We start from the raw sequence: 12,444 nt of genomic DNA, 5'->3' as shown, positions 1-12,444 counted from the left end.
CGGGAACCGTTACCGCCTACGCCCTCCGAGTACCCTGGTACCGGCAACAAACCCCACTTCACCCAAAAAGAGGTTCGCTTGAGTACGCCCGATTCGGTCGAGACCAGCACTACCCCTACCGAGTCGGTTCCGAAGAGCGTGCACAAAGAACTTGACGGCGAGGTCGCTCGCCGTCGTACGTTCGCCGTCATCTCCCATCCCGACGCCGGTAAGTCGACGCTCACCGAAGCGCTCGCTCTGCACGCCCGTGTCATTTCCGAGGCGGGCGCCATCCACGGCAAGGCCGGACGACGCTCGACGGTGTCGGACTGGATGGAGATGGAGAAGGCCCGAGGCATCTCGGTCAGTTCGACGGCACTGCAGTTCAACTACCAGGTGGATCCCACCGTCGACGAGATCAACGTGATCAACCTCGTCGACACCCCCGGACACGCCGACTTCTCCGAGGACACCTACCGCGTGCTGACGGCCGTCGATGCGGCGGTCATGCTCATCGACGCAGCGAAGGGCCTCGAACCTCAGACGCTCAAGCTGTTCCAGGTGTGCCGCCAGTTCGGTATCCCGGTCATCACCGTCATCAACAAGTGGGACCGGCCGGGCCAGGCGCCGCTGGAACTGCTCGACGAGATCGAGCAGCGCATCGGCCTGACGCCGACGCCGCTGTACTGGCCCGTCGGTATCGCCGGCGACTTCCGCGGCCTGCTCGATGTGCAGGCTGGCAACTACATCCGGTTCACTCGCACGGCCGGCGGTGCGACCATCGCACCGGAAGAGCTTCTCGACGCCGACGCCGCACTCGCCCGCGAGGGCTCGGAGTGGGAGACCGCGCTGGAAGAGAGCGAGTTGCTGACGTCGAGCGGCCAGGCGCACGATCAGGAACTGTTCCTGGCCGGCCAGACGTCGCCGGTCATCTTCGGCTCGGCGATGCTGAACTTCGGCGTCCGCCAGATCCTCGACACCCTCGTCGCACTCGCGCCCGCTCCCGGCCCGCGCGACGACATCAAGGGCGGAGTCCGCGAGGTCACCGACCCGTTCAGTGCCGTGGTCTTCAAGGTCCAGGCCGGCATGGACACCGCGCACCGCGACCGCCTCGCGTTCATGCGCGTCGTGTCGGGTGTGTTCGAACGCGGCATGGTCGTCACACACGCTCAGACCGGCAAGCCGTTCACGACGAAATACGCACTGACGGTGTTCGGTCGCGAACGCACCACGGTCGAGAACGCATATCCCGGTGACGTCGTCGGCCTCGTCAACGCGACGGCCCTCGCCCCGGGACACACGCTGTTCACCGACAAGAAGGTCGAGTACCCGCCGATCCCGTCGTTCGCGCCCGAGCACTTCGCGGCACTGCGCGTCGACAGCGCGGACAAGTACAAGAAGTTCCGACGCGCGGTCGAGCAGATGGACTCGGAAGGCGTCGTACAGGTGTTGCGCAACGACATTCGCGGCGACGCGTCCCCTGTGCTCGCTGCCGTCGGGCCCATGCAGTTCGAGGTCGTCACGGCCCGCATGAAAACCGAATTCGGCGTCGACGCCCGGCTCGAGCCCCTCGGGTACTCCGTCGCGCGACGCACCGACGCGGAATCTGCCGTCGAGCTCGGCCGTCAGCGCGGCGTCGAGGTGTTCACGCGCACCGACGGCGCACTGCTCGCGCTCGTCAGCGACAAGTGGCGCCTGCAGTACCTCGAGAAGGAGATGCCGGAACTGACGCTCGAACCGCTGGTCGCCGCAGGCGAATAGTGCTGATCCAGCTGCTCGACGCGCAGGTCTCGATCTTCGGTCACGCTATTCTCTGGCGGGAAATCGTCGGAAACGGCTTCGGTTTGGCATCGGCGATCGGTGGGATGCGACGCCTCGTCTGGGCGTGGCCGGTGGGCATCGTGGGCAACGCGTTGCTGTTCACGGTGTTTCTCGGCGGGGTGTTCCACACGCCGCAGGCGCTCGACCTGTACGGGCAGGCGGGACGACAGCTGCTGTTCATCGCAGTGAGCGTCTACGGCTGGTGGCGGTGGTCTCGCACTGCACGGACACACGCCCGCGCCGTCATGCCGCACTGGGCATCCACACGCGAACGGGTCGCGATGGTCGTGGTCATGGCCGTCGGGACCGTCGGTTTCGCGCAGCTCTTCGAGTATCTCGGCTCCTACGGAAAATGGGCCGACGCATGGATCTTCACCGGATCGCTGCTCGCGACCTTCGGAATGGCACGTGGGGTCACCGAGTTCTGGCTCATCTGGATCTGCGTCGACGCCGTCGGTGTTCCACTGCTGTTCAGCGCGGGTTTCTACCCGTCGGCGGTGCTGTATCTGGTGTACGCGGTTTTCGTTCTCTGGGGCTTCACGACGTGGTTTCGGATACAGAACCGGAAAACTGATAACAAAATCACCCCGTAAACAGACGAAGTGTTATTCTTCCGGAGTCCGAACGGGCTTCGAGTACGTTTCATGCTCGATGCCGAAGGGTTCACGCTGAAGACTCGGGGTTGAAGATGACACAGGGATCCAGCTATCCGCTGGCGGGTATCAAGATCGGCCAGGCACCTGCCCACCGATTGACTACGCCTACTCCCAAATTGGCTGCGGGCGTCTCCGCAGTGAAGTCCGATTCCCCGGAGTCCGTAGCCGAGACATCCTCTTCGGTGCCCGCAGAAGTGTCGCTCGACAAGGTGAGGCCCGAGGTGTCGGGCGAGGACACAGTGAAGTCCGAAAAGAAAAAGGACGACCACAGCACCACGAACGAGCAGCCATCCAAGGAATCGAACGAGGTTGAAGTGACCAGTAGCGAGCAGATCTCCGAGCACGGCCTGCCCACCAACGGCCGGTCGAGCACGCATGCATCCAGTAGCAGCACGAGCTCGTCGTCGAGCATCGGCCGCAGCGGCGCACCGGACCGTCGAACCGCGATGGGCGTCGCATCGGTACGTATCGCCGGGCGCTTGACGCAGAACGAACTAGGCAGCCGCACCGGCGACATCCGCACACCCGATACCTCCGTCGGCCCCGATGAGCTGCTGCAGCTTCTCGGCGAGTACCTCGTGTCCGGCGGTCTGCAGAACCCGGAAATTCACGTGCGCTCCAACGGCCAGACCATCGTTCTGGACCTGCTGAACCCTGCCAAGGGTTACCGCTGACCCCTCCCCCGGGGGATGTGGACCTTCCAGGCCGAGGGGGCAGGAAGGTCCACTCCTCGGTGGCCGCTACTCGCGCCGTTCCAGCCGCGTCGGTGTCGCATCGCGCGGAATGTCGGCGCTGGTGCAGGGTCGCTCGTCTGCGGTGAACCACCCGCGATAGTGGAACAGCCGACCGAGCATCGGTGACGTGACGTCGATCTGGATACGGTGCCGCTGCTCGGTCTCGTCCCACCATTCACGACCGACAGTCGTCGCAGACAGTAGGTGTGGCGTCGGTACCCCGAGCACCTTCGGAGCGCCGCTTTCCAGGACGAGCCCACCGTCTTCGACACTGCACGTCGTGCGTACCACCATGTCCGAATGAAACCCCAGATAGTCCACCGCGACACCGGGTTTCGACGGCGTGACCATCACCGAATTCATGCCCTGCGGTGCGCCCACGAACGAGAACCGCCGGACGAAAGCGAGAGTCTCGCGGCCGATGTCGTCGACGTACGCGTAGTTGACGATCGTGAACGGCACGTCCCGACCCTTGCCTGCAGGGAACAACCCCCGTCGCGCGCCGAGCCACAACATCGGCGGCGGCACCAGCGGCGAGTGCGTCATCTCTTCCATGACCCCGACGCCCACCTGACATCGCTCGTCCGACGACGACAACCCGAAGCGCCACTGCACCTTCGGGTGGAGGTCGTCGAACTTCTCACCCAGAGCCGTGCGGACCACGGACGTCATCGATGGGGCCACCCTCTCACCGTAGCAACCCCATGTGTGCGTTTATACATAGCCGACTATGTACAAACGCACACATGGCTCAGTCCAGTTCGGCCGCGAGCTCCATCCACCGCTCCTCGGCGACGTCCTTGTCCGCGAGGACTTTCTTCAGCTCGGCATCGAGTTCGAGGAGCTTCTTCGGATCGGTTGCCGCCTCGGTCAATTCGGCGTGCAGCGCGATCTCTCGGTCGGACAACCTGACGACGAGCTTCTCCAGCTTGCTCAGCTCCTTGCGCGCGGCGCGCTCCGACGCTGCGTCACGCACGGCACGCCTGACGGGGCCACCGGTCGTCAGTGAATCCGGCGTCGCCTCCGCGGCCAGGACGGCCCGCCGACGCAGGTATTCCTCGATGCCTCCGGGAAGGTTGGTCAGCTTGCCGTCGCCGAACAGAGCCCATGTCGAGTCACAGATGCGCTCGATCAGGTACCTGTCGTGACTGATCACGACGAGCGTGCCTGCCCAACCGTCGAGCAGATCCTCGAGCTGTTGCAAGGTGTCGATGTCGAGATCGTTGGTCGGCTCGTCGAGCAGTAGTACGTTCGGTTCGGCCATCAACACACGAGTGAGCTGCAGCCTGCGTCGCTCACCACCGGAGAGGTCACCGACGGGAGTCCGCTGGCGTGCAGGCGTGAAGCCCAGCCGCTCAGCAAGCTGACCCGCCGATATCTCCTTGTCCCCCAGCGTGATTCGTTCGGCGACCTCTTTGACCGCTTCGAGCACCCGAAGATTCTTCGGCAGGTCGTCCAGCTCCTGCTTCAGCCAACCGATCTTGACGGTCTGCCCCTGAATGCGCTTGCCCGCAGCCGGTTCCAATTCGCCTGCGAGAGTGCGCAACAGCGTGGTCTTGCCGGAACCGTTGACACCGACGAGTCCGACGCGCTCTCCCGGCGCCAGACGCCACGTGAAGTCCTTGACGAGTTCTCGGCCGTCGGGGGTTTCGAGACGCGCATCTTCGAGTTCGATGACGACGCGTCCGAGTCTGCGGGTCGCGAAGGATGCCAGTGCCACGGAATCGCGCGGCGCCGGGACGTCGGCGATCAATGCTTCCGCGGCCTCGATGCGGTACTTGGGCTTCGACGTGCGCGCAGGGGCACCGCGGCGCAGCCACGCGAGCTCCTTGCGGGCGAGGTTGCGTCGACGCTCCTCGGACGCATCGGCCTGACGCGACCGCTCGGCACGCGCGAAGACCCAGTCGTTGTAGCCGCCCTCGTATGCTTCGACGCGGCCGCCGACGACTTCCCACGTCTGATTCGCGACGGTGTCGAGGAACCAGCGATCGTGAGTGACGACGACGAGCGCGCTGCGACGCGAGACCAGATGCGCGGCAAGCCATTGCACGCCCTCGACGTCGAGGTGGTTGGTGGGCTCGTCGAGCGCGAGGAGATCGAGATCCTGAACGAGCGCCGCGGCGAGCGCGACGCGTCGACGCTCACCACCGGACAGATTGTCGATCGGCGCGTCGAGACCCGAGCTTCCTGCAGGACCGAGATCGGCAATTCCGATGCCGGTCAGAATGTTTCGGACTCGCGAGTCACCGGCCCACTCGTGTTCGGCCATGCCGAGAGGATCGAGAACGACCTGCCCGACGGTCGATCCCGGCGGCAGCACGCCACGCTGCGTCACGACGGCCATACGGAGACCACCGACACGACTGACGCGTCCCGAGTCCGGCGGCTCGACACCGGCGAGCACCTCGAGCGTCGTCGTCTTGCCGCCGCCGTTGAGGCCGACCATTCCGATGCGCTGGCCCTCCTGCACGCCGAGGGACACGCCGTCGAGAAGTGGCTTGACGCCGAACGACTTCGAGACGTTTTCGAGGTTGACGAGATTGACCATCAGGAAAAACCAATCGATTCACTAGTAACGACACGAGCGCCGGGAACCGGACCACTCGCAACACGCACGGTGCGGCACACGCCCGCACCGGATAGCTCGGCGCCGACGGCGACCGCAGATTCGGAGTCGGCACACAGGAAGGCACACGTCGGGCCCGAGCCCGAGACGATGCCCGCCAGCGCACCCGCCGTGACGCCTGCGCGCAACGTCCGACGCAGTTGCGGGAGCAACGACACCGCGGCGGCCTGCAGATCGTTGCCGAGCAGCGGCGCCAACGCCTGTGCGTCGCCGGAGGCAAGCGCATGCATCAGCTCGTCGGGCCCGCCGATGCGTGGCGGTGAGCCCTTTGCGCGGAGCTCGTCCAGTTCACGGAACACCGCAGGGGTCTGCAGGCCACCCTTCGCCAGCGCGAGCACCCAGTGAAAAGTGTTGCGCGACAGCACCGGGAGAAGCTTCTCACCGCGCCCGGTTCCGACGGCCGTGCCGCCGTGCAGCACGAACGGCACGTCACTACCGAGCTTCGACGCCAGGTCGGTCAGCTCTTCACGCGACAGGTCCAGCTCCCACAGCGCGTTGAGCGCGACCAGCGTGGCCGCCGCATCGGTGCTGCCACCGGCCATCCCGCCTGCGACGGGGATGCCCTTGTCGATGGTGATGTCGACGAGCGGCTCACGCCCCACTGTGTCGGCGAGCAGAGCGGCCGCCTTCCACACGAGGTTGCGCTCGTCGGTCGGAACCTCGGACGCATTCTCGCCGCGCACGGAGACCCTCAGCGACGTCGCGGGTACGACCGATACCTCGTCGGACAACGACAACGCCTGGAAGACCGTCGTCAGTTCGTGATAGCCGTCCTCACGCAGGTCACCGACCGACAGGTGGAGGTTGACCTTCGACGGAGCCCGAACGACGACGGGACTGGGCACGACTGAGAGCACGAGAGTCCACAGTAGTGGAGAAATCCTGCCTGCATTCTTCCGGCAGTCCTTTTGCGGACGACAGTCGTCCGCGATTGCTGGAATCATCGGTTCTATGCGGGAAACATCGGCACGACTGCTCAAGCTTCTGTCGCTGCTCCAGACACGACGCGACTGGGCAGGCGCGGACCTTGCGGATCGACTGAACGTGACGCCGCGGACGGTGCGACGTGACGTCGACAAGCTGCGCGAAATCGGCTACCCCGTCAGCGCCACCTCCGGCGTCGGAGGCGGGTATCAGCTGGGTGCGGGCGCCGAGATGCCACCACTACTGCTCGACGACGACGAAGCACTCGCCGTCGCGTTCGGGCTGCAGAGTGCGGCGGGCGGATCGGTCGCAGGAATCGGGGAGGCGTCGCTGCGGGCACTGACCAAGTTGCGCCAGGTGATGCCGTCGCGCATCCAGAATCGGCTCGACGCGTTGCGCATCGACGTCGTCGAGCGGCCCGCGCGCTCGGCTGTCGATGCGTCCGTTCTCGCAACGGTGGCCGGGGTCTGCCACAACCGTGAGCGGCTGCGCTTCGACTACCGCACACACGACGGCACCGAGGCGCGGCGCGAGGTGGAGCCGTACAGCCTCGTGCGTGCGGGGGCCCGCTGGTACCTGCTCGGGTGGGACGTCATGCGCGAGGACTGGCGCTCGTTCCGCGTCGACCGCATGGAACCGAAGATCCCGACGGGTCCGCGATTCGCACGACGCGAGCTGCCCGAAGGCGGTGCGGCGGCCTTCGTCGCGAAGGGCATCAACCACGCGTACACCCAGGTGAAGGCACGGATTCTGCTGCACGCGTCGATCGAGACCATCGCGCCGATGGTGGACCAGGACTGGGGCACGCTCGAATCGGGAACCGAGGACACGTGCACCATCGTGCTGTCGGGCGATTCCCTGCAGTCGATCGCGCGCTGGCTGTACGCCTTCGACACCGACTTCACCGTGCTCGAACCGGCATCGTTGCGTGAAGAATGCCTGAAGGTCGCCGAGTGGCACGCGCGGGTCAGTGAGCGATACCGGGCGGGCATCGCTTGAACGTGCGGTTCAAGCCATCTGATCGTATGAAAGGACCATTCAAGCGGTGGTGCCGGCCAACCTGACATACGCCGCCGCGTCGAGAGTCTCCCCGCGCGCCGAGGGCTCGATCCCCGCCTCCCGCAACCGGCGCTCGGCCTCGACGGGCGACCCCGCCCATCCGGCGAGCGCAGCGCGTAACGTCTTGCGGCGCTGCGCGAATGCGGCGTCGACGACGGTGAACACCCGCTTGCGGTGCTCGTCGTCCATGGACCACGGCGGGTCGTCGTAGCGGTCGATGCGGACGAGTCCCGATTCGACCTTCGGCACCGGCCAGAACACCGAACGACCAACGGACCCAGCACGTTTGACGGTGCCGAAGAAGTTCGCCTTGACGCTGGGGATGCCGTAGATCTTGCTGCCCGGGTCGGCGGCGAGGCGGTCGGCCACCTCGGCCTGCACCATCACCAGCGCAGTGCGCAGCGACGGCAGCTCCGAGAACAGGTGCAGCAGAACCGGAACCGCGACATTGTAGGGCAGGTTCGCGACCAACGCCGACGGTTCACCCGGAATGTCGGAGGCCTTGACCCGAAGTGCATCGAACTCGACGACGGTCAGCTGGTCGGCCTGCGACGGCGCACGTTCGGCGACGGTCTGCGGGAGCCGGGCCGCAAGCTTCGGGTCGATCTCGACGGCGACGACCGCGTCGGCGACATCGAGGAGCGCAAGCGTCAGCGAGCCGAGACCGGGGCCGACCTCGAGAACCGTGTCGGCTCCCCCGACGCCCGCCGACGCGACGATGCGTCGCACGGTGTTGGCGTCGTGCACGAAGTTCTGGCCGAGCGTCTTGGTAGGACGGACGTCCAACTCGGCGGCGAGAGATCGCACTTCCGCGGGCCCGAGCAGCGCCGCGGGTTCCCTCACATTTTCTGGCACTTCGAAAACTCTACGCACTGGCTAGCGGTAGCCGAGACGGCTGGTGCATGCGGGCCATGCGCCCCAGCCCTGAGACTTCTGCGTCACCGACGCGATGGCGATCTGCTCCTCACGCGTCGCGAGGTCGGCGCGCGGTGCGTACTTGAGTCCGCCCTGACGTTCCCAGGTGTTCTGGTCGAACTGCACACCACCGAAGAATCCGTTGCCGGTGTTGATGGCCCAGTTGCCGGTCGCCTCGCATTGCGCGAGCGCATCCCAGATCGCCCCGTTCTCGACGGGAGGAACCTCGGTGCCGGGCTTCGCGCCGACGCGCACGATCTTCGGCTGCGCCGGAACCTTCACGTCCTCGGACACCTTCTCGCGTCCGACTTCCTCGCCGTTGACGGTGTTGATGTTCCACGTGATGTCGGAGACGCCGGGCGAACCCGGATTCTCGACGACGGTCTTGCTCATGTTCATCGTCGGATCCTCGATGCGCTGCTCGGGAGCGGCGACCTCGGTGGTTTCCGACTTGGTCTCGGTGCGGTCACGAGTCACGACGATCTCGGCGCCGTCGGCGACTTTCTCGTCGGGACCAGGAGTCACGGTATCGGCCTGCTCGAGCGGCATGCCTGCTTCTTCGAGGAACTCACGGACCGTCGGAGCGGCCAGCGTCAGAGCCGCGGGAGCAGCGGCGCCGTCGACGACCGAGGCCTGCTTCGGCAGCGCGACGTCGAGTGTCGTTCCTTCGAGCGGCAGTCGCTCACCACGTGACGCGGATACGTGCACGTCCTCGGCGAGATCCATCTGCGACAGCGCCTCGTCGACGGTCAAAGCCGTCGTCCAGATCTGCTCTTCCTGGCCGTCGATGGTCACGTTCAGCTCACGTGCACGCCGCAGCACGACGGTTTCGCCGTCGGACAGCTCGGTGTCACCCGACGGCGCGACGAGATCCTTGTCACCGGGGGCGTATCCGGCGGCCACGAGAGCTCCGTTGACGTCGGACGTCATCGTGCTGAGGGAGATCGTTTGGCCGTCGACGTCGATCGTCACCGTCTTGTGACGCGCGACCGCAACGGCGCCTCCGACGATCAGGGTGGCCAGCAATGCGGCGACGACCAGGTACAACGTCAACGACCTGGTGGAGTTGAGGCGAGCAATACTAGACACAGACAGTTCCTGGAGTCGAGAGCGTTACCTGTTCGCGAAACGCCCGGCGGCTGGATCACGGTACGGTAACGAATCGATGGACATCCTGCAACCTCGCGTGCGGCTGCGCCGCCCGTGCGCGGAGAGTTTGCGCGGAGACCAACTACTCACGCACGGGCGCGAAGCGCATACACCCGCTCGGCATTGGCAGTGACATGACCAGCGAGTTCGACGGGGTCCTGCCCGCGGATCTCGGCGAGGGCCCGCGCGGTGTACGGCAGGCAGTACGACTCGTTCGGCGCCCCGCGGAAAGGATGCGGCGTGAGGAACGGCGCATCGGTCTCGACGAGCACTTGGTCGTCGGGAATGAGTACTGCCGCCTCCCGCAGCGCGTGCGCGTTCTTGAAACTGACGGTCCCGGACAGGCTGAGCACATACCCGGCGTCGATGCACTGCCGCGCGATCTCCGGTCCCGACGAGAAGCAATGGAAGATGACGGTGTCCGGGGCGCCTTCGTCTTTCAACAGAGAAAGCAGATCCTCGTCAGCCTCCCTGTTGTGGATCATCAGTGGCTTGTCGAGGCGCTTGGCGAGATCGATGTGCCAGCGGAAGCCGTCGTGCTGCTCTTCCACCGTCGCGCAGCCCTCCAGCTTGCCCGGCCAGTAGTAATCCAGACCCGTTTCGCCGACTGCAACCACCCGAGGATCCGCCGCGAGCCTGGAAATCTCGGCCTTCACGTCGTCGGTCAGCACGTTGGCGCGTGTCGGATGGATCGCGACGGCCGCCCAGACCCGCGAATCCCAGTGGGACGCGTCGACGGCGAAGCGCGCGGCATCGAGGTCGTCGGCCACTGTGACCACACGCCCGACGCCGACGGACTCGGCTCGGTCGAGGATCTCGGAAACCCCTGCAGCATCACGGGCACCACACGCGTCGAGGTGCGTGTGGGCGTCGACGAGGCTGTGCAGTGGCTCGGGCAAAGGTGGCGCGGGACGTTCTCTGGTCACGCCGATAGAGTAGGCGCCACCATGACTGCGCCAGCTGATGCCTCACGGCCCACCTTCTACGTCACGACCGCGATCGCGTACCCGAACGGTGCCCCGCACATCGGGCATGCGTACGAGTACATCTCGACCGACGTCATCGCGCGTTTCAAGCGCCTCGACGGGTACGACGTCATGTTCCTGACGGGTACCGACGAGCACGGCCTGAAGATGCAGCAGACGGCCGTCAAGGAAGGCGTCGACGTCCGTGACCTGGCCGCGCGCAACTCCGAGGTCTTCCAGCAGCTGGACAAGACGCTCGACATCTCCTACGACCGGTTCATCCGCACTACGGACGCGGATCACCACGAGGCGAGCAAGGCCATCTGGGCCAAGATGGTCGAGCGCGGCGACATCTACCTCGACACGTACGCCGGCTGGTACTCGGTGCGCGACGAGGCCTTCTATACCGAGGGCGAGACGGCGATCGCCGAGGACGGCGCGCGCATCGCCACCGAGACGAAGACACCGGTCGAATGGACCGAGGAGTCGACGTACTTCTTCAAGTTGTCGGCGTATCAGGACAAGTTGCTCGAGCTGTACGAAACGCGCCCGGAGTTCATCGCGCCGGGAACGCGTCGCAACGAGATCGTCTCGTTCGTCAAGAGCGGACTGAAGGATCTGTCAATTTCGCGGACCACGTTCGACTGGGGCGTCCAGGTCCCGGACAACCCGGAGCACGTCATGTACGTGTGGGTCGACGCGTTGACCAACTACCTCACCGGCGTCGGCTACCCGGATGCCTCGTCGGAGAAGTTTCAGAAGTACTGGCCGGCGAGCCTGCACATCATCGGCAAGGACATCACGCGGTTCCACACCGTCTATTGGCCCGCGTTCCTGATGTCGGCGGGTATCGAGTTGCCGCAGCGTGTGTTCGTGCACGGCTTCCTGAACAACAAGGGCGAGAAGATGTCCAAGTCGGTCGGCAACGTCGTCGACCCGTTCACGTTGGTGAACGAGTTCGGCCTCGACCCGCTGCGGTTCTTCCTGCTGCGCGAGGTGTCGTACGGCCAGGACGGCAGCTACTCACCCGAGGCCATCGTGACCCGCATGAACGCGGACCTGTCCAACGAGCTCGGCAATCTGGCGCAGCGGTCGCTGACGATGGTGGCCAAGAACCTCGACGGCAAGGTCCCGACGCCCGGTGCATTCACCCCCGACGACGAGGCGTTGCTGGCGCGCGCCGACGCACTCCTCGACATCTGCCGTCGTGAATTCGACGTCCAGGCACTGCATTCCGCGCTCGAAGCGATCTGGTCGGTGCTCGGTGAGACCAACCGATACTTCTCGCAGCAGGAGCCGTGGGTTCTGCGCAAGACCGATCCGGACCGCATGGCGACCGTTCTGTACGTGACGCTCGAGGTACTCCGCATCGTCGGCATCCTGGTTCAGCCGGTCATGCCCGGATCCGCAGCGAAGATCCTCGAACTGCTCGGCAATCCGGCGCACCAGTTCAGCGACATCGCGACGCGCATCGTGCCCGGCGAGTCGCTGCCCGCGCCGTCGCCGGTGTTTCCGAAGTACGAACCCAAGACCGCTTGAATGGTCCTTTCATACGAGTAGATAGCTGTGGTGGCGCTTTCAAGCGAACAGACCCATCGCTTGAATGCGCCATTCAT

Annotated in this window: 11 protein-coding genes; 5 read left to right on the top strand and 6 right to left on the bottom strand. The window is 65.4% G+C overall.

Going from position 1 to position 12,444, the window contains the following annotated elements:
- Positions 1-78 precede the first annotated feature (78 nt).
- From CHB96_RS05240 to CHB96_RS05230, 3 genes are all read left to right on the top strand, one after another.
- On the top strand, positions 79-1,740 hold the full coding sequence (locus tag CHB96_RS05240; RefSeq protein WP_089243706.1) for a peptide chain release factor 3: 1,662 nt from the start codon (positions 79-81) through the stop codon (positions 1,738-1,740).
- A complete protein-coding gene (gene pnuC, locus CHB96_RS05235; RefSeq protein WP_089243704.1) occupies positions 1,740-2,393 on the top strand; it encodes a nicotinamide riboside transporter PnuC in 654 nt (217 codons plus the stop codon). Before CHB96_RS05240 ends, pnuC begins: the two co-directional genes overlap by 1 nt.
- A gap of 95 nt (positions 2,394-2,488) precedes the next feature.
- Entirely contained in the window at positions 2,489-3,130 is a 642-nt protein-coding gene (locus CHB96_RS05230) for a hypothetical protein (protein WP_089243702.1), read from the top strand.
- A gap of 66 nt (positions 3,131-3,196) precedes the next feature.
- Here the strand turns inward: CHB96_RS05230 and CHB96_RS05225 are convergent, their stop codons facing one another.
- From CHB96_RS05225 to CHB96_RS05215, 3 genes are all read right to left on the bottom strand, one after another.
- Complete coding sequence (locus CHB96_RS05225; RefSeq protein WP_089243700.1) at positions 3,197-3,862, bottom strand: DUF4166 domain-containing protein; 666 nt, start codon at positions 3,860-3,862, stop codon at positions 3,197-3,199.
- Positions 3,863-3,941: 79 nt separating this feature from the next.
- Positions 3,942-5,738 (bottom strand): ABC-F family ATP-binding cassette domain-containing protein, encoded by a 1,797-nt coding sequence (locus tag CHB96_RS05220; RefSeq protein ID WP_089243698.1) that lies wholly within the window; start codon positions 5,736-5,738, stop codon positions 3,942-3,944.
- The gene (locus tag CHB96_RS05215) at positions 5,738-6,673 is read right to left on the bottom strand and encodes a 4-(cytidine 5'-diphospho)-2-C-methyl-D-erythritol kinase (protein ID WP_089243933.1); all 936 of its coding nucleotides are present in this window, start codon (positions 6,671-6,673) and stop codon (positions 5,738-5,740) included. The genes CHB96_RS05220 and CHB96_RS05215 overlap by 1 nt, the downstream gene beginning before the upstream one ends.
- A gap of 94 nt (positions 6,674-6,767) precedes the next feature.
- On the opposite strand from CHB96_RS05215, the gene CHB96_RS05210 reads away from it, so the two are divergent.
- Positions 6,768-7,739: a helix-turn-helix transcriptional regulator gene (locus CHB96_RS05210; protein ID WP_089243696.1), complete on the top strand. Its 972-nt coding sequence runs from the start codon at positions 6,768-6,770 to the stop codon at positions 7,737-7,739.
- A gap of 39 nt (positions 7,740-7,778) precedes the next feature.
- On the opposite strand, the gene rsmA is transcribed toward CHB96_RS05210, so the two are convergent.
- The 3 genes from rsmA to CHB96_RS05195 form a co-directional block, all read right to left on the bottom strand.
- The gene (gene rsmA, locus CHB96_RS05205) at positions 7,779-8,654 is read right to left on the bottom strand and encodes a 16S rRNA (adenine(1518)-N(6)/adenine(1519)-N(6))-dimethyltransferase RsmA (protein ID WP_089243694.1); all 876 of its coding nucleotides are present in this window, start codon (positions 8,652-8,654) and stop codon (positions 7,779-7,781) included.
- Positions 8,655-8,675: 21 nt separating this feature from the next.
- Positions 8,676-9,803, bottom strand: a complete 1,128-nt coding sequence (locus tag CHB96_RS05200) for a resuscitation-promoting factor (RefSeq protein ID WP_089243692.1) — start codon at positions 9,801-9,803, stop codon at positions 8,676-8,678.
- A 146-nt stretch (positions 9,804-9,949) separates the two neighbouring features.
- Positions 9,950-10,789: a TatD family hydrolase gene (locus tag CHB96_RS05195; protein WP_089243690.1), complete on the bottom strand. Its 840-nt coding sequence runs from the start codon at positions 10,787-10,789 to the stop codon at positions 9,950-9,952.
- A gap of 21 nt (positions 10,790-10,810) precedes the next feature.
- Here CHB96_RS05195 and metG point away from each other — a divergent pair, with 21 nt between their 5' ends.
- Entirely contained in the window at positions 10,811-12,367 is a 1,557-nt protein-coding gene (gene metG, locus CHB96_RS05190; protein ID WP_089243688.1) for a methionine--tRNA ligase, read from the top strand.
- Positions 12,368-12,444: the final 77 nt, after the last annotated feature.

Origin of the sequence: Rhodococcoides kyotonense, from assembly GCF_900188125.1 — a bacterium.
Lineage (GTDB): Bacteria > Actinomycetota > Actinomycetes > Mycobacteriales > Mycobacteriaceae > Rhodococcoides > Rhodococcoides kyotonense.
This window is presented reverse-complemented; position numbering and strand designations above follow the sequence as displayed.

Excerpts from the sequence above, each read along its gene's own strand:
- CHB96_RS05220 (WP_089243698.1), bottom strand. The coding sequence starts at position 5,738 with ATGGTCAATCTCGTCAACCTCGAAAACGTCTCGAAGTCGTTCGGCGTC.
- CHB96_RS05230 (WP_089243702.1), top strand. The coding sequence starts at position 2,489 with ATGACACAGGGATCCAGCTATCCGCTGGCGGGTATCAAGATCGGCCAG.
- metG (WP_089243688.1), top strand. The coding sequence starts at position 10,811 with ATGACTGCGCCAGCTGATGCCTCACGGCCCACCTTCTACGTCACGACC.
- CHB96_RS05225 (WP_089243700.1), bottom strand. The coding sequence starts at position 3,862 with ATGACGTCCGTGGTCCGCACGGCTCTGGGTGAGAAGTTCGACGACCTC.
- CHB96_RS05210 (WP_089243696.1), top strand. The coding sequence starts at position 6,768 with ATGCGGGAAACATCGGCACGACTGCTCAAGCTTCTGTCGCTGCTCCAG.